The organism is Streptomyces sp. NPDC026672 (assembly GCF_040638185.1).
Classification (GTDB): Bacteria; Actinomycetota; Actinomycetes; order Streptomycetales; family Streptomycetaceae; genus Streptomyces.
In genome coordinates this window covers 32,881-57,889 of record NZ_JBEZXS010000031.1, presented here as the reverse complement: position 1 = coordinate 57,889, position 25,009 = coordinate 32,881, and the positions used below count along the sequence as shown (strand labels likewise).

The 25,009-nt window shown below is 72.8% G+C and carries 20 protein-coding genes; 3 read left to right on the top strand and 17 right to left on the bottom strand.

What is annotated here, in order from left to right; genetic code table 11:
- Positions 1–63: 63 nt before the first annotated feature.
- Both AB0F77_RS30240 and AB0F77_RS30235 read right to left on the bottom strand, forming a co-directional pair.
- The gene (locus AB0F77_RS30240; protein ID WP_361954863.1) at positions 64–1,875 is read right to left on the bottom strand and encodes a gamma-glutamyltransferase; all 1,812 of its coding nucleotides are present in this window, start codon (positions 1,873–1,875) and stop codon (positions 64–66) included.
- Positions 1,876–2,075: 200 nt separating this feature from the next.
- The gene (locus AB0F77_RS30235) at positions 2,076–3,284 is read right to left on the bottom strand and encodes an acyltransferase (protein ID WP_361954862.1); all 1,209 of its coding nucleotides are present in this window, start codon (positions 3,282–3,284) and stop codon (positions 2,076–2,078) included.
- 304 nt (positions 3,285–3,588) lie between these two features.
- On the opposite strand from AB0F77_RS30235, the gene AB0F77_RS30230 reads away from it, so the two are divergent.
- Positions 3,589–4,257, top strand: coding sequence for a hypothetical protein (locus AB0F77_RS30230; RefSeq protein WP_361954861.1), 669 nt, complete (start codon positions 3,589–3,591; stop codon positions 4,255–4,257).
- A gap of 52 nt (positions 4,258–4,309) precedes the next feature.
- Here AB0F77_RS30230 and AB0F77_RS30225 read toward each other — a convergent pair whose 3' ends face one another.
- From AB0F77_RS30225 to AB0F77_RS30200, 6 genes are all read right to left on the bottom strand, one after another.
- Positions 4,310–5,836 (bottom strand): NCS1 family nucleobase:cation symporter-1, encoded by a 1,527-nt coding sequence (locus AB0F77_RS30225; protein ID WP_361954860.1) that lies wholly within the window; start codon positions 5,834–5,836, stop codon positions 4,310–4,312.
- A gap of 53 nt (positions 5,837–5,889) precedes the next feature.
- On the bottom strand, positions 5,890–6,906 hold the full coding sequence (locus AB0F77_RS30220) for a TIGR03842 family LLM class F420-dependent oxidoreductase (RefSeq protein WP_361954859.1): 1,017 nt from the start codon (positions 6,904–6,906) through the stop codon (positions 5,890–5,892).
- 11 nt (positions 6,907–6,917) lie between these two features.
- The gene (gene hydA, locus AB0F77_RS30215) at positions 6,918–8,318 is read right to left on the bottom strand and encodes a dihydropyrimidinase (RefSeq protein ID WP_361954858.1); all 1,401 of its coding nucleotides are present in this window, start codon (positions 8,316–8,318) and stop codon (positions 6,918–6,920) included.
- 274 nt (positions 8,319–8,592) lie between these two features.
- A complete protein-coding gene (locus AB0F77_RS30210) occupies positions 8,593–9,876 on the bottom strand; it encodes an aspartate aminotransferase family protein (RefSeq protein WP_361954857.1) in 1,284 nt (427 codons plus the stop codon).
- Complete coding sequence (locus AB0F77_RS30205) at positions 9,873–10,715, bottom strand: nitrilase-related carbon-nitrogen hydrolase (protein ID WP_361954856.1); 843 nt, start codon at positions 10,713–10,715, stop codon at positions 9,873–9,875. The genes AB0F77_RS30210 and AB0F77_RS30205 overlap by 4 nt, the downstream gene beginning before the upstream one ends.
- Positions 10,716–10,872: 157 nt before the next feature.
- A complete protein-coding gene (locus tag AB0F77_RS30200; RefSeq protein ID WP_361954855.1) occupies positions 10,873–12,288 on the bottom strand; it encodes a hypothetical protein in 1,416 nt (471 codons plus the stop codon).
- A 204-nt stretch (positions 12,289–12,492) separates the two neighbouring features.
- Between AB0F77_RS30200 and AB0F77_RS30195 the strand changes: the two genes are divergently transcribed.
- Positions 12,493–15,120: an ATP-dependent Clp protease ATP-binding subunit gene (locus AB0F77_RS30195; RefSeq protein ID WP_361954854.1), complete on the top strand. Its 2,628-nt coding sequence runs from the start codon at positions 12,493–12,495 to the stop codon at positions 15,118–15,120.
- 11 nt (positions 15,121–15,131) lie between these two features.
- Here AB0F77_RS30195 and ggt read toward each other — a convergent pair whose 3' ends face one another.
- The gene (ggt, locus tag AB0F77_RS30190) at positions 15,132–16,931 is read right to left on the bottom strand and encodes a gamma-glutamyltransferase (protein WP_361954853.1); all 1,800 of its coding nucleotides are present in this window, start codon (positions 16,929–16,931) and stop codon (positions 15,132–15,134) included.
- Positions 16,932–17,075: 144 nt separating this feature from the next.
- Here ggt and AB0F77_RS30185 point away from each other — a divergent pair, with 144 nt between their 5' ends.
- On the top strand, positions 17,076–17,834 hold the full coding sequence (locus AB0F77_RS30185) for a hypothetical protein (protein ID WP_361954852.1): 759 nt from the start codon (positions 17,076–17,078) through the stop codon (positions 17,832–17,834).
- A gap of 150 nt (positions 17,835–17,984) precedes the next feature.
- On the opposite strand, the gene AB0F77_RS30180 is transcribed toward AB0F77_RS30185, so the two are convergent.
- From AB0F77_RS30180 to pcaC, 8 genes are all read right to left on the bottom strand, one after another.
- Positions 17,985–18,863, bottom strand: coding sequence for an amino acid ABC transporter permease (locus AB0F77_RS30180; protein ID WP_361954851.1), 879 nt, complete (start codon positions 18,861–18,863; stop codon positions 17,985–17,987).
- Entirely contained in the window at positions 18,860–19,504 is a 645-nt protein-coding gene (locus AB0F77_RS30175; RefSeq protein ID WP_361954850.1) for an amino acid ABC transporter permease, read from the bottom strand. Before AB0F77_RS30175 ends, AB0F77_RS30180 begins: the two co-directional genes overlap by 4 nt.
- Positions 19,501–20,424 carry a glutamate ABC transporter substrate-binding protein gene (locus AB0F77_RS30170; protein ID WP_361954849.1) on the bottom strand — a complete coding sequence of 308 codons (924 nt, stop codon included), beginning with the start codon at positions 20,422–20,424 and terminating at the stop codon, positions 19,501–19,503. The genes AB0F77_RS30175 and AB0F77_RS30170 overlap by 4 nt, the downstream gene beginning before the upstream one ends.
- A 16-nt stretch (positions 20,425–20,440) precedes the next feature.
- Positions 20,441–21,184 (bottom strand): amino acid ABC transporter ATP-binding protein, encoded by a 744-nt coding sequence (locus AB0F77_RS30165; RefSeq protein WP_361954848.1) that lies wholly within the window; start codon positions 21,182–21,184, stop codon positions 20,441–20,443.
- A gap of 121 nt (positions 21,185–21,305) precedes the next feature.
- A complete protein-coding gene (locus AB0F77_RS30160) occupies positions 21,306–21,725 on the bottom strand; it encodes a DUF6278 family protein (RefSeq protein ID WP_361954847.1) in 420 nt (139 codons plus the stop codon).
- 254 nt (positions 21,726–21,979) lie between these two features.
- Positions 21,980–22,759, bottom strand: a complete 780-nt coding sequence (locus tag AB0F77_RS30155; protein ID WP_361954846.1) for an exodeoxyribonuclease III — start codon at positions 22,757–22,759, stop codon at positions 21,980–21,982.
- Between the two features lie 41 nt (positions 22,760–22,800).
- Positions 22,801–23,436 carry an MBL fold metallo-hydrolase gene (locus tag AB0F77_RS30150; RefSeq protein WP_361954845.1) on the bottom strand — a complete coding sequence of 212 codons (636 nt, stop codon included), beginning with the start codon at positions 23,434–23,436 and terminating at the stop codon, positions 22,801–22,803.
- A gap of 117 nt (positions 23,437–23,553) precedes the next feature.
- Complete coding sequence (gene pcaC / locus AB0F77_RS30145; protein WP_361954844.1) at positions 23,554–24,861, bottom strand: 4-carboxymuconolactone decarboxylase; 1,308 nt, start codon at positions 24,859–24,861, stop codon at positions 23,554–23,556.
- Positions 24,862–25,009 lie beyond the last annotated feature (148 nt).

Genomic DNA, 25,009 nt, shown 5'->3' with positions numbered 1-25,009 from the left:
TGACAATCCCCGCCGGTCCGGTGCACCGGGGATGGAATCAGGACGAACAGCCGGTGGCGGGGCTCAGCGGCCCACGGCGTAGCCCTGCATCCCGCGCGGGTTGGCCGCCGCCGACAGGATGCCGGTGCGCGGGTCCCGGGCCACCGCGCACAGCCGCCCCTCGGACCAGGCGTCGCCGACGGTGACGTCGTGGCCGCGCCGGCGCAGCTCCTCGACGACGGCGGGGTCGGTGCGTGCCTCCACGGTCACGCTGCCGGGGCGCCGGCCGCGCGGGTAGAAGGAGCTGGGGAAGCTGTCGTTGTGCCAGTTCGGGGCGTCGACGGCGCCCTGGAGGTCGAGTCCGCCGCGCACGGGGGCGCGCTGGGCGACGGCGAGGAAGAAGTGCAGCTGCCACTGGTCCTGCTGGTCGCCGCCCGGTGTCCCGAAGGCCAGGACCGGCACCCCGTCGCGCAGCGCGAGGGACGGGGTGAGCGTGGTGCGGGGGCGGCGGCCGGGGGTGAGGGAGTTGGGCAGGCCCTCCTCCAGCCAGGTCATCTGGAGCCGGGTGCCGAGCGGGAAGCCGAGTTCGGGCACGACGGGGTTGGACTGGAGCCAGCCCCCGCTGGGCGTGGCCGCGATCATGTTGCCCCACCGGTCGACGACGTCGAGGTGACAGGTGTCCCCGCGCGTGGAGCCGTCGGCTGCGACCACCTGCTCTCCGGGGAACGTCGCGACCGTGGGTTCGCCCGCGCCGAGGGGGTCGAAGCCCCGCTCGCCGGCCGTCGCCAGGCGCGCGTGGGCGGGCAGCCGCGGGGTGCGGCCGCCGGGGCTGCCGGGCCGCAGGTCGAGGGCCGCCCGGTCGCCGACGAGGGCGCGGCGGACGGCGTTGTACTCGTCGGAGAGCAGGTCGGCGAGGGGTACGTCGGCCGCGTCGCCGTACCACGCCTCCCGGTCGGCCATGGCGAGCTTGCAGCCCTCGACGAGCAGATGGATGTGGTCGGCGGTGCCGGGGGCGGGCAACTCCGGCGGGAGCAGGGCGAGTTGCTGGAGGAAGGCGGGGCCCTGGCTCCACGGTCCCGCCTTGCACACGGTCCAGCCGTTCCAGTCGTACGTCACCGGGCTCTCGTACGTGGCGGACCAGCCGGCGAGGTCGTCGGCGCTCAGCGTGCCGGTGTGGTGTTCGCCGCTGGTGTCCAGGGTGGGCCGCCCGGACTGCCGTACCAGTGCCTCGGCGATGAAGCCGGAGCGCCAGACCTCGCGGGCGGCGTCGATACGGGCCTCGCGGTCGCCCGCGCCCGCGGTCTCGGCGAGCAGCCGCTTCCAGGTGGCGGCGAGGGCGGGGTTGCGCAGCAGTCGGCCGGGGCGGGGGGCCTCGCCGCCGGGCAGGTAGAGCTCAGCCGAGGAGGTCCATTCGGTCTCGAAGAGTTCCCGGACGCTCTCGACGGTGCCGCCGACGTTCTCCACGGGCGCGTGTCCGTGTTCGGCGTATCCGATGGCGTGGGCGAGGACGTCGTCCAGGGACTTGGTGCCGTGGTCGCGCAGCAGGAGCATCCAGGCGTCGAAGGCGCCGGGGACGGCGGCGGCGAGGGGTCCGGTGCCGGGGACGAGTTCCAGGCCGAGTCCGCGGTAGTGGGCGACGGTCGCTCCGGCCGGCGCGACGCCCTGCCCGCACAGCACCCGGACCTCGCCGCCCGCGGGGGCGAGGATGATCGGCACCTCGCCGGCGGGCCCGTTGAGGTGCGGCTCGACGACGTGCAGCACGAACGCGCCCGCGACGGCGGCGTCATAGGCGTTGCCGCCGCTCTCCAGCACGGCCATGGCCGACTGCGAGGCGAGCCAATGGGTGGACGACACCATGCCGAAGGTGCCCTGAAGAGTGGGGCGGGTACTGAACACGACGACCTCTCACCTCGCTGCCTGCGCGCCCGACCGAACGGGCCGACGCTGGAACCGGGTCCTGGAGGGACCGGGGGTGAACGGAGCCACCCCTGTCCCCCTCCCTCCCCCGCCGGACCGCGGACCACTCCCGTCCCCCGGGCGGGAAGGCCGCCCCGCCGGCGGGAGGACGTCGCACACGTCGCGTCGCGCCGGCTTCGTCACGCCTCTTCGCGGGCGGGGCCGGGACGCCGGGTGGGGAGCGCCGCGCGGAGGGCCGACCAGGAGCGGTGGTGTTTGAAGGGGAGTTCGAAGACGCGGGCGAAGGCGTGGGCCGCGAGGAGGGAGGTGGGGACGGCCAGGAGGAGGGTGAGGGTGAAGGTGGGCAGGCCCGGTGCGACGTGGTGGGGGGCGATCCGGCGGATGACGACCATGACGATCGGCAGGTGGATCAGGTAGAGGCTGTACGAGGAGGCGCCCAGTGCGCTCACCGCGCGCGTGGACAGCAGCCGTACCAGCAGGGCGGGACGGCCCGTGGCGACGGCGACCAGGAGCAGCGTCATCGCCGGGGCCACGGCGAGGTCGATCCAGAAGTAGTGGCCCACCGTCCAGACGGGGCCCTTGGCCAGGACGAGGGCCAGCGGGGGCAGCGCGGACAGAGCGGCGAGCCACGGCCAGGGCAGCCGGCGGATCCGGTCCGGCGCGGCGACGATCCCGGCGCCGACGAGCCCCGCCACGAAGACGGGCGCGAGGTTCGGCGCCAGCCAGTTGTCGCCCTCCGCCGGTGTCCCGTGCGCCAGCACCAGCGCGCCGGCGGCCACCAGCAGGGTCGTGCCCCCGGCCAGGACCACCGCCCCGAGGCGCCGCCGCACCAGCAGCAGGAGCGGGAAGAGGAGGTACAGCTCGGCCTCCACCCCGATCGACCAGAACGCCCCGTTGGGTGTGGGCGCCAGGAACAGGTCCTGGAGGACCAGGCCGTACACGAGGACGGAGGCACCCGTGGGCGGACCGTGGTGCGAGGCGGGCACCACGAGCCGGGCGACGAGCAGGCTCAGCACGAGGGCGGCCCAGTACGGGGGCAGGATGCGCCACGCGCGCCGGCGCAGGAAGCGGGCCGTGCCGCCGAGCCGCCAGCCGTGGCGGGCCGCGGACAGGGCCAGCGAGAAGCCCGACAGCACGAGGAAGAAGACGACGGCGAGGCGTCCGTACATCAGCCAGCCGAGCCAGGCCGGACCGGAGTTGCGGGGGAATCCCGGGAAGGTCAGCAGCCAGCAGTGGAACAGGACCACGTACAGGGCCGCCAGTCCGCGCAGCCCGTCCAGACCCCGCACCTGCCCGGCCCCGTGCGCCCCTCCCGGCTCCGCCGCGACGGCGCCCGCCGGGACCGGCCCTTCGGGGACCGGCCTCTCCGAGATCGTCTCCGCCGACATCGTCCCGTCCCTTCCCCCGACACCGTCCGCGCCGCGTTTCCGGGCAGCGCGGAGCACACCCGTAGTGACTGGTACGGCGCGACGACCGGCGGCGTTCAACCGGTCCCGGAACAGGGACGGCGCCCTCCGCGGGCCGGATGCACATGGTTCGTCCCGTGATGCGCGGGACGTGCGCGCGCCGGACCCGTCACGGCGCGGGTACGGAGCGAGTTGGCCCTTCCGCCCCACAGGCAGTCGTGTGACACTGTCGTTCCGTCCGCGGTGCGGACCACCTCCGCACACCCTCCCCCACGAGAAGTGCGCCGTGACCTCCCTTCCCCTGCCGCTCACCCTCACCGCGCGCCTGTCGCCGGTCGCCGTGCTGGCCGTGGCCGGCTGGGCGCTCACCTCGGGACCGTTCGCCGCGGCTCCCGCCGACGCGCACCAGCCGGACCGGAAGCAGCCCGAGCAGTCGGCGTCGGCCCCCTCGACCACGGCCGTGTCGAAGACGTACGACGCGGCTCCCTCGCCGTGCGCGAGCGTGGGCGACGCGACGGTCAAGTCCCTGGTGCCCGGCGCCAAAACGACGGGCAAGGAGATCCCGTCGACCAACAGCAAGCTGCGCCGCACCTGTTCCTGGAACGCCCTGAAGGGCTTCGACTACCGCTGGCTCGACGTCTCGTACGAGATCACGCAGTCCGACGACGTGGCCCGCAAGGAGTACCAGGAGCGCGTCAAGGAGAAGAGCGGCGGCGGGAACGTGCCGGGTGTCGGCGACGCCGGCTACTCGGTGGTGAACCTGACCACGGAGGACAAGCAGCAGACGCGGGAGGGCGTGGTGATCGTGCAGGCGTCCAACGCGCTGGTGGTGATCACGTACAACGGCAGCGACTTCGAGACCAAGAAGGCGCCGGGCACGGACGAGATCAACAAGGGCGCCATCAAGGCGGCGAAGAACGCGGTGGCGGTGCTGGAGGGCGGCAGGGCCGGCTGACCCCACCGCCCCCCTCCGACGGGACCCCGCCCTCCGGGCCGGGTCCGGTCGGCTAGACGGTCCGGGGCCGCTTCCCGGTGAGCAGCATGAGGACCAGGTACAGCACCAGCGAGGTGCCGAGCCCCACCGCCCAGCCGTAGTCGGCGAGCGGGGACAGCGCCGGTACGGGTGTGCCGTCGAAGATCGGCCGGAAGCTCGCCCCGCCGATCGCCAGGACGCCGCCCGCCAGGAACGCGACGACGGCCCGCCAGTTCCAGCCGCCGTCGTACCAGTACCGTCCGCCCTCGCGGTAGAGGTCGGCGAGGTCGAGGCGGGTGCGGCGCAGCAGCCAGTAGTCGGCGATGAGGATGCCGGCGACCGTGCCGAGCAGTCCGCCGACGAGGCCGAGCCAGGTGAAGATGTAGCCCTGCGGGTCGGAGTACAGCTTCCACGGGAAGATCAGCACCGCGAGGACGGCGGTGACGAGCGCGCCGGTGCGGAAACTGACCTTGCGGGGCGCGACGTTGGAGAAGTCGAACGCGGGCGAGACCAGGTTGGCCGCGATGTTCACGGACAGGGTCGCGACGAGCACGGTCACCAACGCGTAGAGCAGTCCCACCACGTTGTCGGTCTTCGCTGCCAACTGGACCGGGTCCCAGACGGGTTCGCCGTACACGGCCTGCGAGCCGGAGGTGACCAGCACGGACAGGAACGCGAACAGCGTCATCGTCGTGGGCAGTCCGAGGGCCTGTCCGACGGTCTGTGCCCTCTGGCTCCTGCCGTAGCGCGTGAAGTCGGGGATGTTCAGGGACAGCGTGGACCAGAAGCCGATCATGCCCATCAGGGAGGGCCAGAACAGCTTCCAGAAGTCGCCGTCCCAGCCGAGCTTGGAGGGCTGGTCGAAGAGCGGGCCGACGCCGCCCGCGCGGTCGCTCATCCACCACAGCATCACGAAGGCGCCGACGAGCACGAAGGGCGCCGCCCAGTTCTCGAAGCGGCGGATGGTCTCCATGCCCCGGTGGATGATGGCGAGTTGGACGACCCAGAAGATCGCGAACGACAGCCACATGGTCCAGGCGTGGCCGCCGAACTCCGCCGCGTTCGCCCAGCCGTCGCCGATGAGCTTGCCGGCGAGGAAGTAGATGGCCTCGCCGCCGATCCAGGTCTGGATGCCGAACCAGCCGCAGGCCACCAGCGCCCGCACCACGGCGGGGAGGTTGGCACCGCGCACGCCGAAGCTGGCGCGGGCGAACACCGGGAAGGGGATGCCGTACTTCGGCCCCGCGTGGCCGGTGAGCAGCATCGGGACGAGGACGATCAGATTGGCGAGGGCGATGGTGAACACGGCCTGTTTCCAGTCCATGCCCACCGCGATCAGCCCGGAGGCCAGCGTCCAGGAGGCGGTGTTGTGCGCCATGCCGACCCACAGCGCGGAGAAGTTGTACGTGGTCCAGGTGCGCTTCTCGACGGGGACGGGCAGCAGGTCCTGGTTGGCGTACGGGCCGTCGGGCGCGGCCGCGCCGGGGGCGATGGCCACGCGGCCGTCGGCGAGGGTGACTTGGGAGGTCGGCGGTATCGAGGAGGGAGCGGTGTCCGTCATGAGCGGGCCAATCGACGGGGACGGGACGGGATGTGCCGTGCGGGCGGCGCCGGTCAGCCGAGGGCGGGGATCACCTGGTCGCCGTACGTGTCGATGACCGCCTCCTGGGCGTCGTGCATGTCGTAGACCGCGAACTGGTCGACGCCCAGCGCCCGCAGCGCGGTCAGCTTCTCGATGTGCCGTTCCACGGGGCCGATGACGCAGAAGCGGTCCACGATCTCGTCCGGCACGAACCGGGTGTCGGGGTTGCCGCTGCGTCCGTGGTGGGAGTAGTCGTAGCCCTCACGGGCCTTGATGTAGGCGGTGAGTTCGTCGGGGACGGCGGCGGAGTGCTCGCCGTAGCGGGCGACCAGGTCGGCAACGTGGTTGCCGACCATCCCGCCGAACCAGCGGCACTGGTCACGGGCGTGGGCGAGCGCCTCGGGCGAGTCGTCCTCGGTGACGTAGGCGGGGGCCGCCACGCAGACCTTGACGTCGGCGGGGTCGCGCCCCGCCTCGGCCGCGGCGTCCTTGACGGCCTTGACCATGTACTCGGTGAGATAGAGGTCGGCGAGCTGGAGGATGAATCCGTCGGCCTCCTCGCCGGCCATCCGCAGCGCCTTGGGGCCGTACGCGGCCATCCACACGGGCAGTTCGGCGCCGGGCCGCACCCAGGGGAACCTGATGACCGTGCCGCCGAGGTCGGCCTCGTCGCCGCGGGCCAGGGCCCGGATGACCTTCATGGCCTCGCTGATCCTGGCCAGGGTGTTGGGCCTGCGGCCGGCGACGCGCATCGCCGAGTCGCCGCGTCCGATGCCGCAGACCGTGCGGTTGCCGAACATGTCGTTGAGCGTGGCGAAGGTGGAGGCGGTCACCTCCCAGGTGCGGGTGCCCGGGTTGGTGACCATCGGGCCGACCGTCAGGTGCTCGGTCCGCGCGAGGATCTGGCTGTGGATGACGAACGGCTCCTGCCAGAGCACGGCGGAGTCGAAGGTCCAGCCGTACCGGAAGCCGTTGCGTTCGGCCCGCTGCATCAGGCTGATCACCCGGGAGGCCGGCGGGTCGGTCTGCAGGACGAGTCCGAAGTCCATGGGCGCCACTCCTAGTTCAGGTACTGACAGGTCGAGCGCGGGGTGTAGACGCCGTGTCCGGCGCGCCCGGTGTACTCCCGCTCGGTGATGACGGGTTCGCCGCGCGAGAGGACCGTCTCGACCCGGCCGGTGACGCGTCTGCCCTCGTACGCCGAGTAGTCGACGTTCATGTGGTGGGTGGCGGCGGACAGGACCTGCTCGGCGTGGGGGTCGTAGATGACGACGTCCGCGTCGGCGCCGGGGGCGATGGTGCCCTTCTTCGGGTAGAGGCCGAACATCCGGGCCGGGGTGGCGCAGGCGATCTCGATCCAGCGGCGGCGGGTGAGGTGCCCGTCGACCACGGCCTGGTGGAGCAGGTCCATGCGGTTCTCCACGCCGGGCAGCCCGTTGGGGATCTTGGAGAAGTCGCCCCGGCCCAGCTCCTTCTGGCCCGTGAAGCAGAACGGGCAGTGGTCGGTGGAGACCACCTGGAGGTCGTTGGTGCGCAGGCCCCGCCAGAGCGCGGCCTGGTGCTCCCTCGGCCGGAGGGGCGTGCTGCACACGTACTTGGCGCCCTCGAAGTCCGGTTCGGCGAGGTTGTCCGTCGACAGGAACAGGTACTGCGGGCAGGTCTCGCCGAAGACGGGCAGGCCCTCGTCGCGGGCGCGGGCGAGTTCGGCGACCGCCTCGGTCGCGGAGACGTGCACGACGTACAGGGGCGCCCCGGCGACCTGGGAGAGCCGGATCGCCCGGTGGGTGGCCTCGGCCTCCAGCAGGGCCTTGCGGACCTCGCCGTGGTACCGGGGGTCGGTCTCGCCGCGGGCGAGGGCCTGTTCGACCAGGACGTCGATGGCGATGCCGTTCTCGGCGTGCATCATGATCAGCCCGCCGTTGTCGGCGGCACGCTGCATGGCCCGCAGGATCTGGCCGTCGTCGCTGTAGAAGACGCCCGGGTAGGCCATGAACTGCTTGAAGGAGGTGACGCCCTCCTCCACGAGCAGGTCCATCTCCTTCAGCGTCTCCTCGTTCACGTCGGAGACGATCATGTGGAAGCCGTAGTCGACGGCGCAGTTGCCCTCGGCCTTGGCGTGCCAGGCGTCCAGGCCCTCGCGCAGGGTGGAGCCGACGGTCTGGATGGCGAAGTCCACGATGGTGGTGGTGCCGCCCCAGGCGGCGGCCCGGGTGCCGGTCTCGAAGGTGTCGGCTGCGGTGGTCCCTCCGAACGGCATCTCCATGTGGGTGTGGGCGTCGACACCGCCCGGGACGACGTACTTCCCGGTGGCGTCGACGATCCGCTCGGCGGTGAACGCCTCGGCGGCGGGGGTCCCGGAGGCGGCGAGGGCGGCGATGCGGCCGTCCTCGATCAGGACGTCGGCGTGGATCTCGTCGGACGCGGTGATGACGAGTCCACCGCGGATGACGGTACGGGTCATGCTCCCTCTCCTGTCGTGGAAGGGCGGTCGTGCGAGGCGCTGTCGCGGTCGTGCGGGTGCGGTCGCGGTCGTGCAGGTGCGGTCGCGGGAGGCGCTGCCGGGCGACGGGCGGTCGTCGCGGCGCCGCGGGGGGCCGGGGGGCCCGCCGGCGCGGGGGGGGGGCCGGCGCGGGGCCGCCAGCGGGTGGGGGGCGGGGGGGGGGCCCGGGTGGCGGCCGCCCGGGGGGGGGGCCGGGGGAACCCGGCCGGCGCGGGGCGGGGCCCTCAGGCCGCCGTCATCCGGTGACGCGCAGGGCGTTCTCCAGGATCGCGGCGCCCTCCTCGGCCTCCGCGACGGTGAGTGACAGCGGTGGGGCGATGCGCAGCGCGCTGGTGTCGTGCCCGCCGCCCTTGCCGATGAGCAGCCCGCCCTCGCGGGCCGCCTCCAGGACGGCCGACGCGGCCTGCGGGTCGGCCTGGTCGGTGCCGGGCTTCACCAGCTCGACGCCGATCATCAGTCCGCGTCCGCGCACCTCCCGTACGCCGGGCAGCGACTCGGCCGCGGCCCGCAGCCGCTCGATGAGCAGCCCGCCGACCCGCCGGGCGTTGCCCTGGAGGTCGTGCTCCAGCAGGTACGTCAGGTTGGCGAGGCCCGCGGCCATGGTGACCTGGGTGCCGCCGAACGTCGAAATGCTGTTGCTGTCCAGGCAGTTCATGATGTCGGCGCGGGCGACCACACCTCCGACGGACATGCCGTTGCCGATGCCCTTGGCGAAGGTGAGGAGGTCCGGCGGCCCGCTCTGCGCGTGCGCCTGCCAGCCCCAGAAGTGGTCCCCGGTGCGGCCCCAGCCGGTCTGCACCTCGTCGGCGATCCACAGGATGCCGTGCTCCTGGAGGACCTGCCGGAAGGCGGCGTACAGGCCGTCGGGCGGCGAGGTGAAGCCGCCGACGCCCTGGACGGGTTCGGCGATCAGGGCGGCGGGGGCGCGGGTGTGGCCTAGGAGGTCGCGCAGGTCGGCGACGCAGGCCACGATGAACTCCTCGTCCGTGAGGTGGGCGAAGGGGCCGCGGGTGCGGACGCCGCCGTGGACGTAGAGGGCCTGGAGCGGGGACAGGGAGGTCGGGGACCAGCCGCGGTTGCCGGTGATGCCGACGGAGCTGAAGGAGCGGCCGTGGTAGCTGTTGCGCATGGCGAGGACGGTGTTGCTGCGCCGGTAGGCGGTGGCGAGCAGCAGGGCGGTGTCGTTGGCCTCGGTGCCGGAGGTCGTGAAGAACACACGGGCGTCCGGGATGCCGCTCAACTCGGCGATGCGCTCGGCGAGTTCGACCATCGGCCGGTTGAGGTAGAGCGTGGAGGAGTGGATGATCCGGCCGGCCTGCTCGGCGACCGCCTTGGTCACCTCGGGCAGGGCGTGCGCGGTCATCGTGGTGAGGATGCCGCCGAAGAAGTCGAGGTAGCGGTTGCCGCGGGAGTCCCAGACGTGGCGGCCCTCGCCGTGGGTGATCTCCAGGGGGTCCTCGTAGTAGAGGGCGAGCCAGTCGGGCAGGACGCCGCGGTGGCGGGAGTAGAGGTCGTTCATGGCTGGACCAGCCCTTCGTAGGCGTCGGGGCGGCGGTCGCGGTAGAAGGCCCACTGCTGCCGCACCTCGTCGATCAGGTCGAAGTCGAGGTCACGGACGACGAGTTCCTCGCTCTTGTCGCTCGCCACCTCCCCCACGAACTGCCCACGCGGGTCGACGAAGTAGCTCGTTCCGTAGAAGTCGTTGTCGCCGTACTCCTCCTGTCCGACCCGGTTGATGGCGGCGACGAAGTACTCGTTGGCGACGGCCGCCGCGGGCTGCTCCAGCTGCCACAGGTGGGCCGAGAGGCCGCGCGAGGTGGCCGACGGGTTGTAGACCAGCTGGGCCCCGCCCAGGCCGAGTTGGCGCCAGCCCTCGGGGAAGTGGCGGTCGTAGCAGATGTAGACGCCGATCTTGCCGACGGCGGTGTCGAAGACGGGCCAGCCGGCGTTGCCGGGCTTGAAGTAGTACTTCTCCCAGAAGCCCTTGACCTGCGGGATGTGGTGCTTGCGGTACTTGCCGAGGACGGTGCCGTCGGCGTCGATGACGACCGCGGTGTTGTAGTAGAAGCCGGACTGCTCGATCTCGAAGACCGGGACGACGATCACCATGCCGGTCTCGCGGGCCAGTTCGCGCATCCGACGCACCGTCGGCCCGTCCGGCACCGGCTCGGCCCACCGGTAGTGCTCCGGCTCCTGGACCTGGCAGAAGTAGGGGGCGTTGAAGACTTCCTGGAAGCCGATGATCCGCGCGCCCCGGCGGGCTGCCTCGCGGGCGTGCTCCTCATGCTTCGCGACCATGGACTCGGTGTCGCCGGTCCAGGTGGCCTGGACCAGAGCGGCGCGTACGACGTTGGCCATGAGCTGCTCCTTCGGCGGGACGTCAGAGCCTCTACGCCCGTAGACACGGGCGGTAGAGGCACGAACGTAAGCCTCCCGGAGGCCCTTGCCAAGACCATCGTCGTTAACCCGCTGAGTCGATCATGTTTCACACTCCAGTGGGTGAGCGCGGGGCCGTTCAGGCGGTGAACCCGGCGACACGCAGGGCGTGCAGCAGATCCCAGTGCCGCTCGTCGGAGACGCCCCGCGCGGCCTCCAGGAGCAGGGGCACCAGGTCACGGGGGCCGGCGGCGGCGCTGCGGGCGGCCTCCTGCGGGGTGCGCACCCGTACGTACGCGTCGAGCAGCGCCCGCACCTCGCGCTCGCGCCCCTCGGCCCCGAGGGCGAGCACGGCCGTACCGATCTCGTCGGCGGGCCGGGCCACGCCCTGCCGCAGCAGCTGCTCGCCGTCGGCGGCCCGCCCGGCCGCGGCCAGCGCGTCGGCGGCGGCCACCAGCCGCTCGGCGGGCAGCGAGACGGCCTCCCACAGCAGGGTGGCCCAGTCGGCGCCGTGCCCGGTGCGGTGCAGTGCGGCGGCGAGCAGCGGCAGCCGTACGGCGGGCCAGTGGGCGATCTCGGCGAGCAGGGCGTGCGCCTCCCCGCTGCGGCCCTCGCCGCGCAGCCGTACGAGCGTCCCGACGGCCCGCTCGACCGCACGCCGCGCCTCCGCGTCCGCCTCCGCGCCCGCGGCGGCGAGAGCGGCCGTGGGCGCGGTTCCCGGGCCGGCCCGCGGTGCCGTCCGCCGGGCCGTCCCGGACGGATCGGCCGCTTCGGCCGCGGCCGGCTCGGTGGCGGCCCCGGCGAAGCGGGCGCCGCGCGGTGTGCGGCGCCCCTGTCCGGCCGCCGGCCCGTCCGGCGCGGGCGCCTGCGGCACGACGGCCGGGGCGGTGTCGTCCTCGGCCATCCCGGCGAAGCGGGCACTGCCCCGGCGGCGCCTGCGCTGTCCGGCAGGGGCGTCCGCGGGGGCGGACCGCGCGTCCGGGGCAAGCCGTACGGGCGTCCCGTGGCCGTCGTCGCGGTCCGGTCCGCCCGCCGCCGCGTTCTCCGCACTGCGGTCCAACTCGGCCATGCGGGCGCGGAGTTCGGCGCAGCGGGCGGTGGCGCGGTCATGGTCGTCGCGGGCCCAGGCGAGGTCGAGGCGCAGCGCGCGGGCGGCGTCGGCCGTCGCCGCCGAGGCGAGCGAGCGCCCCAGCGCGGCCTGGCGCTCGGCCGCGTACCGCTGCTCGCGCAGCATCACGTCGAGCCGGTCGCCGAGGGCGTCGCGGGCTCCGGGGCGGGCGTCGTACGCGGTGAGCGCGGCCGTGTGCAGGAGCCGGGCGCGCTCCTTCTCCGCGACGGCGGTGTCCGGTCCGTACGCGACGGCGAGGTCCTGGAGGAGCGCCTCCACCACGTCCCAGGGTGGCAGTTCACGCCCGTCGAGACAGGCACGCATGCCGTCGGGGTCACGCTGCCAGAACACCCCGCACCAGCCGCCTCCCTGGTCGAGGCGGGCCAGCAGGCCGTCCAGGTAGTTCGCGAACTCCCGCACCCGAGCCGGGAGTCGATCCGCTTCCATCACCCAACTCCCGCCCGACCGGAGCACTCCGCTCCGTAGCCAACACCAGTTGTGTTACGGCGCTGCTACGGGGAGTTTTCGGCGGCCGGGTGCCCGGCGACGCGAGCGGGAGTCCGGTCCGGCGCGAGCGGCCGTCCGGCGACGTGCCAGTCACCCGTAACCGTGCCAAGGTGTTATGAACCGGCACCAAAGGAACGGAACGTCATGACCGACGGCTACCCTCCCGACCCCTTCGGTGATTTCCTGTCACGGTTCTTCGGCGGCGGCTCCCGGAGCGACGCCTCCGCCCCCCGTCACATCGACATCGGCCGCCTGCTGAGCCAACCGGCCAGGGAACTCGTACGGGGCGCCGCCCAGTACGCCGCCGAGCACGGCAGCCTGGACCTGGACACCGAGCACCTGCTGCGCGCGGCGCTCGCCACGGAGCCCACCCGCAGCCTGCTCAGCCGGGCCGGCGCCGACCCGGACACCCTGGCGACGCAGATCGACGAGCGCTCGGGCCCGGTCCAGCACCCGGCCGGCGAGGCGCCCCCGCCGACCTCGCTCTCGCTGACCCCGGCGGTCAAGCGCGCCCTGCTGGACGCGCACGACATGGCCCGGGCCGGCGGCGCCGGGTACATCGGCCCCGAGCACGTGCTCAGCGCCCTCGCGGCCAACCCCGACTCGGCGGCCGGCCACATCCTGAACGCGGCCCGGTTCACGGCCGGCGGGCTGCCTCCCGAGGCGGCCGAGACCGAGCGCCCCCGGCCGGGCACCGAGCGGCAGCGGCCGACGTCGACGCCCACGCTCGACAAGTACGGTCGCGATCTGACCGAGCTGGCCGCGGAGGGCCGGGTCGACCCGGTGATCGGGCGGGACGAGGAGATCGAGCAGACCATCGAGGTGCTCTCCCGGCGCGGCAAGAACAATCCCGTGCTGATCGGGGACGCCGGGGTCGGCAAGACCGCGATCGTTGAGGGGCTGGCCCAGCGGATCGTCGACGGGGACGTGCCCGACGTGCTGACCGGGCGGCGGGTCGTCGCGCTCGACCTGACGGCGGTCGTGGCGGGCACCCGCTTCCGCGGCGACTTCGAGGAGCGGCTGAACAACATCGTCACGGAGATCCGCGCGCACTCCGACCAGCTGATCATCTTCATCGACGAGCTGCACACGGTCGTCGGCGCGGGCACGGGCGGCGAGGGCGGCGCGATGGACGCCGGCAACATCCTCAAGCCGGCCCTGGCCCGCGGCGAGCTGCACATCGTGGGCGCGACCACGCTGGAGGAGTTCCGGCGGATCGAGAAGGACGCGGCGCTGGCCCGCCGCTTCCAGCCGATCCTGGTGCCCGAGCCGACGGTCCCGGACGCCATCGAGATCCTGCGCGGCCTGCGGGACCGCTACGAGGCGCACCACCAGGTCCGCTACACCGACGAGGCGCTGGTCGCGGCCGTGGAGCTGTCCGACCGCTACCTCACCGACCGGCGGCTGCCCGACAAGGCGATCGACCTGATCGACCAGGCGGGCGCGCGGGTGCGGCTCGGCGCCCGGACGAAGGGCACGGACGTACGGGCCATGGAACGCGAGGCCGAGCAGCTCACCCGGGACAAGGACCAGGCGGCCGCCGACGAGCAGTACGAGCAGGCGACACGGCTGCGGGACCGGATCGCCGAGCTGAAGGGGCGGATCGCGGAGAGCACCGGCGGGGAGCCGGTCGACGAGGGGCAGCACCTGGAGGTGACGGCCGAGGCGATCGCCGAGGTGGTGTCGCGGCTCACCCACATCCCGGTCAGCCGGCTCACCCAGGAGGAGAAGGAACGCCTGCTCGGCCTGGAGGAGCACCTGCACCGGCGGGTGGTCGGACAGGAGGAGGCGGTCGCGGCGGTGGCCGAGGCGGTGCTGCGCTCACGGGCCGGGCTCGCCAGTCCCGACCGGCCGATCGGCAGCTTCCTGTTCCTCGGGCCGACGGGCGTCGGCAAGACGGAGCTGGCGCGGGCGCTGGCGGAGGCGCTGTTCGGCAGCGAGGACCGGATGGTGCGGCTCGACATGAGCGAGTACCAGGAGCGGCACACGGTGTCACGGCTGGTGGGCGCCCCGCCCGGGTACGTCGGGCACGAGGAGGCCGGTCAGCTCACCGAGGTGGTGCGGCGGCACCCGTACTCGCTGCTCCTGCTGGACGAGGTGGAGAAGGCCCATCCGGACGTCTTCAACATCCTGCTCCAGGTGCTGGACGACGGGCGGCTCACGGACGGGCAGGGCCGCACCGTGGACTTCACCAACACGGTGATCGTGATGACGAGCAACCTCGGCTCGGAGGCGATCACCCGGCGCGGTGCGGGGATCGGGTTCGGGCCGGGCGGGGCGGAGGCGGACGAGGAGGCGCGGCGGGAGCAGATCCTGCGGCCGCTGCGGGAGCACTTCCGGCCGGAGTTCCTCAACCGCATCGACGAGATCGTGGTCTTCCGGCAGCTCACGGCCGAGCAGCTGCGGCAGATCACGGACCTGCTCCTGGAACGCACCCGGCGGCTGCTGCACGCGCAGGGCATCGCGGTCGACTTCACGGACGCGGCGGTGGGCCGGCTCGCCGAGCGCGGCCACCAGCCCGAGTACGGCGCCCGGCCGCTGCGCCGCACCATCCAGCGCGAGGTGGACAACCACCTCTCCCGCCTTCTCCTGGACGGCCGCATCGGCGAGGGCACCCACGTCACGGTGGACACGGACGACACGGGGCTCACCTTCAGCACCGCACCGCCCGCTCGGGAGACCGGCGAGCCCGGGACACCCGGGGCAGCCGCGACGCCGCGGGACGACGCCGGGGACGGGGCCGCCGGGGAGGACGGCGGCCCTCGGCCCTGATCACCTCGTCGTCACCTCGTCGGGGCGACCACCATCGCGGAGCCGCCGCCCCGGCGGACCTTCTCGGCCGCCGCGAGCCACCTGCCGTCGGGCAGGCGCTGCACGCCCGTCGCCGCGCCGATCTCGGGGTTGCGGGTGAAGGAGTGGCCGATGGCCTCCAGCCGGGCCCGCTCGTCGCTGTCGTAGAGCGCGGGTTCGAGCTCGGTGGTGGCCGCGTTGCGCTGGCTGGCGCGCGGCGCGGCGATCGCGTCGACCAGCGGCAGCCCGCGGTCGAGGAACCCGGTGAGGGTCTGGAGCACGGTCGTGATGATCGTCGCGCCGCCGGGCGAGCCGAGCGCCACCACCGGCCGGTCGTGCCGGTCGAGCACGATGGTCGGCGAGATCGACGACCGGGGCCGCTTGCCGGGGCCGGGCAGGTTCGGGTCGTGGACGGCCGGGTTGGCCGGCGCGAAGGAGAAGTCGGTCAGCTCGTTGTTGAGCAGGAAGCCCCGTCCGGGCACGGTGATCGCGCTGCCGCCGGTCTGCTCGATGGTGAGCGTGTACGACACGACGTTGCCCCACTTGTCGGCGACCGTGAGGTGGGTGGTGTTCTCGCCCTCGTACGTCGTCGGCGCCGCCGTCCCCCCGGCCCCGCAGGCCGCCGGATGCCGCGGGTCGCCCGGGGCGAGCGGGCTCTTGAGGACCGCGTCGTCCTTGATCAGGCAGGCCCGCGAGTCGGCGAACCGCTGCGACAGCAGCTCCCGCGTGGGGACGTCCTCGAAGGCGGGGTCGCCCACCCAGCGCCCGCGGTCGGCGAACGCGATCCGGCTGGCCTCGATGTAGCGGTGCAGGTACTGCGTCCGGGACGCCTTGGACAGGTCGGTCCCCTCCAGGATGTTGAGGGCCTCGCCGACCGTGGTGCCGCCCGAGGAGGACGGGGCGATGGAGTAGACCTTGAGACCGCGGTACGAGGTGTCGGTGGGCGCCTGGATCTTGGCGCGGTAGGCGGCGAGGTCCTTCGGGGACAGCCGGCCGGGCCGGGCGTTCCAGCCCGAGGCGGGGTCCACCGGCGGCTTGTTCACGGTGTCGACGATGTCCCTGCCGAGGTCGCCCCGGTAGATCGTGCCTATCCCCTTGCGGCCCAGTTCCTCGTAGGTGCGGGCGAGTTCGGGGTTCTTGAAGGTGGAGCCGACGACGGGGAGCGCGCCCCCGGGCAGGAACAGCTTCGCGGTGTCGGGGAAGTAGCGGAACCGGGTCTCGTTGGACGCGGTCTGCGAGCGGAAGGTGTCGTCGACGGTGAAGCCGGTGCGGGCGATGCGCTCCGCGGGCTCCAGCACGCTGCCGAGCTTCTTGCGCCCCCACTTGTCCAGCGCCGTCTGCCAGGTCGCGGGGGTGCCCGGGGTGCCGACGCTCAGTCCGCTGCTGACGGCGTCGGCGAAGGCGAGCGGCTTGCCGTTCTCCAGGAACAGGCCGGAGTCGGCGGTCAGCGGGGCGGTCTCCCGGCCGTCGATGGTGTGCACCGTGCGGGAGCGGGCGTCGTAGTAGACGAAGTAGCCGCCTCCGCCGATGCCGGCCGAGTAGGGCTCGGTGACGCCGAGCGCGGCGGCCGTGGCGACGGCGGCGTCGACCGCGTTGCCGCCCTTCTTCAGGACCTCGATGCCGGCGGCCGTGGCGTCCGCGTCGACGCTGGCCACGGCGCCGCCGTGGCCGACGGCCACCGGGACCTTGGGCGGGGTGCCGTGGGCCGGGCCGGGCGGTGCCGCCGCCCCCACCGACACCACGGCGGCCGAGACCGCCAGAACCGTCAGTTTCCGCGCGACAGGGCGACGCATGCGTACCTCCAGTCCGGGACCGTCCGCGCAGCGTAACCAGATCGGCCGCCGCCTCGACAGACCCCCTCGGGCCGATGTCGTACCAGCGTCACACGTCGAACACGGGTACGTTCCCGGCACGGAGGACCGCTAGCATGCGCGCCCATGACTGACGACGTGCGCAACATCGTGCTGGGCGTGGTGGCGGCCGGCATCAGCGCGGGCCTCGGCTGGCTCGCCCGCACCTCTCTGTGGCGGCGCAGGCTCCGCCGCAAGCAGGCGTTCTTCGGGCTGCCGGAGAACTCGGAGTCGCTGCTCGTCGTCAATCGCGACCCGTCCACCTCCGAGCCCGCCGTGCACCGCTTCGACGTGTTCGCGCTGCTCGAACTGGCCGCGCTGATCAAGGACTGCGGCGCGAATCTCCAGATGGTCACCCAGGACGGTGTGCAGCAGGGCTTCGGTGAGCGCACCGAGTTCTGCGTGGGCGGCCCGGCCTCCAACCGGCGCATGCTGGCGCACATGTCGGCGATGCTGCCGGGGGTGCGCGTCAACGTCGACGCCGAACCGGGCCCGGAGCGGGGCGCGTTCCAGATCGGCGCCGACCGCTACCGCATGGACCCGGGTGTCACCGAGCACGTGCTGCTGGCGAGGCTCACGACGGGCGACCGGCACGGGACGCGTCCGGTGTTCCTCTTCTGCGGCCAGCGCGCGATCACCAACCAGGCCGCGACCCGGTATCTCGCCCGCCATCACGAGCGGCTGGCCCGCAAGCACGGCGACGGCTCCTTCGTGCTGCTGCTGAAGGTGGTCAACTCGCAGGCGTACGGCCCGGACGTCGTCGAACTCGTTGCGGACGTGACCCGGGCCGCGCAGGCCCCGCTGCCGGTGGCGGAGGCGCCCCGCACCTCGCACCGGGCGTCGTGAGCGGCGGTGCGTCGAGCGTCGCCCGCCCGGCGCGCAGCTGACCTTCTCCCCGCCGGCGGACGACCCGTCCTTCGGGTCCCTCCGCCGCGTGGGCAGTGATCTCCGGCTGCCGCCGGCCGGGCCTGGCCCTGTAGCCGCCGCCCCCGCCTCCTAGGGTTTCGGGGCCGTGGGGGGACCCCCACCCGGCAGCAGCGTCCCCGGTGCGTCCGCGGCGGCTCTCACGGCCTCGGTCCTGGGACTGCGCTGCTCCCTCCGGGACACCCAGCCGGCGAACCAGGAGAGCAGCATGCACATCCCGATGTAGATCGGTGAGATCACCATCACCACGGGGATGAACGGCAAATCGTAGTCGAGGTTCGACGCGATGAGCTTGCCCGCGTGCAGGAACTCCTCGTAGGTGATGAGATAACCGAGCGAGGTGTCCTTCAGGGCCACCACCAGCTGGCTGATGATGGCGGGCAGCATGGCCCGTACGGCCTGCGGCACCAGGACGTACGTCATCACCTGTGTCTTGCGCAGTCCGAGCGCGAACGCGGCCTCCCGCTGGCCGCGTTCAACCGCGCCCACCCCCGAGCGGAACACCTCGGCAAGCACGGACCCGTTGTAGAGGGTCAGTCCGGCGACGAGGGCGGGCAGCGCCCGCACCTGGAGCGCCACGAAGATGAAGAAGATCATCACCAGGACGGGCATGGCGCGGAAGAACTCCACGACGACCGTGGCGAGCAGACGCACCGCCCGGTGTTCGGAGAGCCGTCCGGTGGCGAGCAGTCCGCCGAGCGCGAGGGAGAGCACGGCCGCCGCGGCGAACGCCTTGAGGGTGTTGCCGAGGCCGCGCAGCAGCAGTTCCTGGATGCCCTCGTACACGAAGGGCGTCCACTTGGTGGAGGTGAACTGCCCGGTGTCGAACAGGAGGTACAGCACCCAGGCGAGCAGGCCGAGCAGGACGGCCGTGGACAGCACGCCGTAGCGGCGGTGCCGTGCGCGGGTGCGCGGACCGGGGACGTCGTAGAGCGCGGAGGCTTCGGTCATCGGGCGACACCCCACTTCCTCTCCAGCACGTTGAACAGGGCGCTGATGGCGAGGGTGACGATCAGGTAGCCGGCGGCGATCCAGACGAACGTCCAGACGACGTTGTAGCCGAGTTCGCCGAGCGTGCGGTACGTGCCGAGCAGTTCGGTGACGCTGAAGGCGCCCGCGATGGCGGAGTTCTTGGCGAGGGCGATGAGGGTCGAGCCGATCGGCGGGATCACCGCGCGGAACGCCTGCGGCAGCACCACCAGGCCGAGCGACTGCCCGAAGGTCATGCCGAGGCTGCGGGCGGCCTCGCCCTGGCCGCGGGGCACGGTGTTGATGCCGGCGCGCAGCGCCTCGCAGATGAACGCGGAGGTGTAGCAGCCGAGCGCGATCACCGCGAACACCTGGAAGGGCAGGACGAGTCCGAACCGGGGCAGTCCGAGCAGCACCGCGAAGAACAGCAGGGTGAGCGGGGTGTTGCGCAGGACGGTGACCCAGGCCGTGCCGAAGATCCGCAGCGAGCCGACGGGCGCGACGCGGAAGGACGCCATGAGGAAGCCGAGGGCGAGCGCCAGCAGGGAGGCCCAGACGGTGAGTTGGACGGTGCCGAGGAAACCCTGGGCGTAGACGCGGAAGTTGTCCGTCAGTACGTTCATGCCGTCCCCGGTCCACTCGCCGGATAGCGGTCGATGGCGGGGGGCCTGGGGGCGGGGACGCCGGACAGGCCGAGTGTCGCGTCGTACGCCTCCTTCCAGTCGCCGTCCTTCTCGCGGGCCGCGAGGGCGTCGTCGAGGGCGAGGCGCAGGGCGTTGTCGGAGCGCGGGACGCCGATGCCGTAGGGCTCCTCGGAGAACGGCCTGCCGACGACCTGGAGTTCGCCCGGCGCCTTGGCGGCGTAGCCGATGAGGATGGCGTCGTCGGTGGTGACGGCGTCGACCTGGTAGGTGAGGAGGTTGTCGACGCAGACGGAGTAGGTGTCGTAGGCCACGAGGACCGCCTCGGGGCGGCTGCGCTCGATGCGCTGGTACGGCGTCGAACCGGCCGCCGAGCAGACGCGTCTGCCGTCGAGGTCGTCCGGTCCGTGGATGTCGTGCTCGTCGGTGCGCACCAGCAGCGACTGGCCGGCCAGGTAGTAGGGGCCGGCGAAGCCGACGAGCTTCTTGCGGTTGGCGCTGATGGTGTAGGTGCCGACGTAGTAGTCGATCTGGCCGTTCTGGAGGGCGGTCTCGCGGTTGGCGGTGGCGATGGTCCGGAAGCGGATGGTCTCCGGGGGCAGGCCGAGCGAGGCGGACATCATCCTGGCGATCTCGATGTCGAAGCCGGCGTAGGCGCCGGTGGCGGGGTCCCGTTCGCCGAGGTAGGGCTGGTCCTCCTTGGCGCCGACGACGAAGTGGCCGCGCCGTTTCGCGCGGGTCCAGGTCGGGGAGTCCGGGAGGGTGAAGTCCCGGACGACCGGGTAGTGGGGCAGGCTGCCGGGCTCGGGGCCCTTGCCGGGCGGGCTGCCCTCCTTGCCGCAGGCCGTCGCCGCGAGGGCGAGCGCGGCCAGGGCGAGGGGCACACGGGTGGTGCGGAACATGGTCGCCTTCCCCGGCTCAGTGCTTGAGGATCTTGGAGAGGAAGTCCTTGGCGCGCTCGCTGCGGGGACTGGTGAAGAACTCCTCGGGGGCGCGGTCCTCGACGACGCGGCCGTCGGCCATGAACACGACGCGGTTGGCGGAGGCGCGGGCGAAGCCCATCTCGTGGGTGACGACGACCATCGTCATGCCGTCGCGCGCGAGCTGCCGCATGACGTCGAGGACTTCGTTGATCATCTCCGGGTCGAGGGCCGAGGTCGGCTCGTCGAACAGGAGGGCCCTGGGGTCCATGGCGAGGGCGCGGGCGATGGCCACGCGCTGCTGCTGGCCGCCGGAGAGCTGGGCCGGGTACTTGTCGGCGTGCGCGAGGAGGCCGACGCGGTCGAGGAGCGTGCGGGCCCGCCGGTCGGCGTCGCCCTTGGTGCGTCTGCGGACCTTGACCTGGGCGAGCGTGACGTTCTGGAGGACGGTCCGGTGGGCGAAGAGGTTGAAGGACTGGAAGACCATGCCGACCTCGGCGCGGAGCCGGGCGAGGGCCCGGCCCTCCTCGGGCAGGGGTCTGCCGTCGAGCCGGATGCTCCCGGACTCGATGGTCTCCAGACGGTTGATCGTGCGGCACAGCGTGGACTTCCCCGACCCCGAGGGGCCGATGACCACGACCACCTCCCCCTTGCCGACGGTGAGGTTGACGTCCCTGAGGACGTGCAGCTGCCCGTAGTACTTGTTGACGTCCCGCAGTTCGATCAGAGGATCGACGGCCATACGCAGCCCTACCCGCTTTCAGCTGTGCCGTGGTCGACGCAAACTATCCAGATAAGACTGGAGTTAATACACGACACGCACTTTTCGGGCATTAGCCGTATTTAAGGGCGTTGCTGGTGTTTTACGCCTCCGCGACCTCCGCATAGAGCTGTGACAGCTCGGGGACGCCGTACGCCGCCCACTCGTGACCGGCCGCGACGACGTCGAACTCCCGTCCCGACGCCAGCCGTACGACCGGCTGTTCACGGGGCTGGATGTGCCAGGACGCGCCCGGTACGGTGCGGACGATCACCGTGCCCAGGTACAGCCCCGCGTCGTTGCCCAGCCAGGGCAGGATCTCCTCGTCGTCGCGCCAGCGCGGCACCAGTTGGTCGAGCGCCGCCAGCGAGTCCACGGAGTCGTCGAGCGGGACGCCCGCCCGGGACGCCTGGGAGCGCAGCAGCTCGCACTCGGACAGCAGCGCGGCCACGCCCGCCGGGTCGGCGCTGAACACCGCTTCGTCGTTCCGCTTGCGCCGGCCGCCCAGGAAGGGGATGTTCATACCTCCAGCCTGTCATTTCCACCGCCGCGCGCACCACAGGGCGTGCGCGGGTGTCGCGCCCGGACTCCGGGCCCGCGGCTAGGGCGTGTTTCGAAAGTCCCGCCTGGCCCGCGACGCCTGGCACGCACACTCGCCGCGTTGTCGGAACGCCCGAGTACATCCAGTACGAGGGCGATCCTCCGCCTTGCGACTGCACGCACCAGACGCCGCGAGCCCCGCCCTCCGGGCGGACGGCGCCACTTTCGAAACACGCCCTAGACGTCCAGGTCGACGACGACCGGCGCGTGGTCCGAGGCGCCCTTGCCCTTGCGCTCCTCGCGGTCGACGTAGGCGTCCTCGACGGCCTTGGCGAACGGCTCGTTCCCGTACACCAGGTCGATGCGCATGCCGCGGTTCTTGGGGAAGCCGAGCTGGCGGTAGTCCCAGTACGTGAACGGGTGGTCGTACTTCAGCGGGCGCGGGACCACGTCCGACAGGCCGGTCTCGCGCAGGGCGGCCAGGGCGGCGCGCTCGGCGGGCGTGACATGGGTGAGGCCGTCGAAGGCGGAACGGTCGTAGACGTCGTCGTCCGTCGGCGCCACGTTGTAGTCGCCGAGGACGGCGAAGGGGCGGCTGCCGCCCGCGTCGCCGGCGACGGCCGCCTTCAGCGCCTCGAACCACTGGAGCTTGTAGGCGTAGTGCGGGTGGTCCACCTCGCGGCCGTTCGGCACGTACACCGACCAGACGCGGACCGGGCCGCAGGTCGCCGCGACCGCCCTGGGCTCCGGCGCGCCCTCGTAGCCGGGGTCGCCGGGCAGGCCCTTGACCACGTCCTCCAGGCCGACGCGGGAGAGCACCGCCACGCCGTTCCACCGGCCGGTCGCGTGCACCGCCGCCTCGTAGCCCAGCTCGCGCAGCTCGGCGAGCGGGAACTGGTCCTCGGCGACCTTGGCCTCCTGGAGGCAGAGCACGTCGGTGCCGCTGCTCTCCAGCCAGGCCAGCAGCCTCGGCAGTCGGGCGGTGATCGAGTTCACGTTCCAGGTCGCGATGCGCATGCCTCACAACCTACCGGGCGCCACCGACAACGCCCCGTCCGTCACAGCTCGGCCGAGGTCCCCGGGGTCAGCCGCAGGTGCTCCGCGCCGGCGAGCGAGCCGAGCTGGTGGTCGTAGATCGGGCGGGCGAGGTCGGTGAGCAGGGCGTCGTGGACGTCGTAGGTGCGCTGCGGCCCGACCTCCCGCACGTAGTCGATGACTTCGGAGATCTTGTTCCAGGGCGCCATCACGGGGAGCATCAGCGTCTCGACGGGCAGGCCGGGGACGGTCAGGGCGTCGCCGGGGTGGAAGACCCGGCCGCCGTCGATCAGGTAGCCGACGTTGGTGATGCGGGGGATGTCGGGGTGGATCACGGCGTGCAGCTCGCCGTGGACCTGGACGTCGAAGCCCGCGGCGGTGAAGGTGTCGCCGTGGCCGACGGTGTGCACACGGCCCGGGAAGGCGGCGGCGATCCGCTCGGCGACCGACTTCAGCGTCCAGATCTCCGCGGCCGGGTTCGCCTCCAGGGCGGCGCGCAGCCGGCCCTCGTCGAAGTGGTCCGGGTGCTCGTGGGTGACCAGGACCGCGTCGGCCCCGACGGCGGCCTCCGGCTCGCTGAAGCCACCGGGGTCCAGGACGAGCGTCCGCCCGTCCTTCTCCAGCCGGACACAGGCGTGCGACATCTTCGTGAGCTTCATCCCCCCATCCTGCCCCCACGCCCCATCGCGCGGCACACGGGAGCCGGGCATCGGACGCCGGACGCTCCACGCGGCTCACTCCTCGGGGCCCACTCCTGGGGGCTCACTCCCCGGGGCTCACTCCTCCGGGGTGGTCTCCTCGCGGATGACACGCTGGGCCACCCGGAAGGCGCTGTTGGCGGCCGGGACGCCGCAGTAGACGGCCGCCTGGAGGAGGACCTCCTTGATCTCGGCGGGGGTCAGGCCGTTGCGCAGGGCCGCCCGCGTGTGGAAGGCCAGCTCGTCCAGGTGACCGCCGGCGACCAGCGCGGTGAGCGTGACACAGCTGCGGGAGCGCCGGTCCAGGCCGGGCCGGTCCCAGATCTCGCCCCACGCGTAGCGGGTGATGAACTCCTGGAAGTCCCCGGAGAACTCGTCGGCCTGGGAGAGCGCCCGGTCCACGTGCGCGTCGCCCAGCACCTCGCGGCGGACCTTGAGCCCCGCCTCGTACGGGTCGGCGCGGCCCGCGCCCTGCTGCGGCACGGCGGCGGGGGCGATCGCGGCGATGGGCGACATCTGCGGGGCCATCTGCGCGGCGGCCGCGAGGGCCGGCTTGACCGGGGCGGCCGGAATGGCCATCTGGCCGGTCGTCGAGTCGTACCCGGGCTGCCACGCCGTGGAGAAGTGCCGCACCAGCAGGTCGGTGACGGCGGCGGGCTGCTCGACCGGCACCAGGTGGGAGGCGCCGGGGACGACGGCGAGCCGCGCGTCCGGTATCCCGGCGACCAGGGTGCGGGCCTCGGCCGGTCCGGTGACCTGGTCGTCGGAACCGACCAGGACCAGCGTGGGGATGCCGATGCGTCCGAGCTCCGGCCGCACGTCGAAGCCGGCCAGCGCCTCGCACGCGGCGATGTAGCAGCCCGGGTCGGTGGTGCGCACCATCTGCACCGCCCACTCGGTGATCGCGGGCTGCGCGGCCGCGAACCCTCCGGTGAACCAGCGGTCGGGTGACGTCCGGGCGATCGGGTCGAGCCCGTTCGTCCGTACGATCACCCCCCGCTGCCGGAACTCGTCGGCCGTGCCGAAGCGCGGCGACGTGGCGACCAGGGCGAGCGAGGCGACGCGCTCGGGGCGACGCAGGGCCAGTTCGACGCCGATGGCGCCGCCGAGCGCGCAGCCCGCGTACCCGAAGCGCTGCACCCCGAGCCCGTCGAGCGTGGCGAGCAGCCGGGCGGTCAGCTCGGCGACGGACCCCGCCGGGTGCGCGGGCGCCCCGCCGTGCCCCGGCAGGTCGAAACGGAAGACGCGCCACTGCTTGACCAGCTCCGGCACCTGCCGGTCCCACATGTGCCAGGTGGTCCCCAGGGAGGGACCGAGGATGAGGACCGGGGCGTCTTGGGGGCCGTCGAAGCGGTACTGGAGGGCAGGGGGGTTCGTCTCGCTCACCGCTCCACGCTAACCGCCGCGCCGGGCACCCCGGTCCCGGGGCCCCCACTCTCCACACCGGCGACCTCGGGATCGGCGGTGAACTCTCACACGACCTTCACGGCACGACGGACCACCTCGTCGGGGACGTGACCCCGGCCGGCGGGGG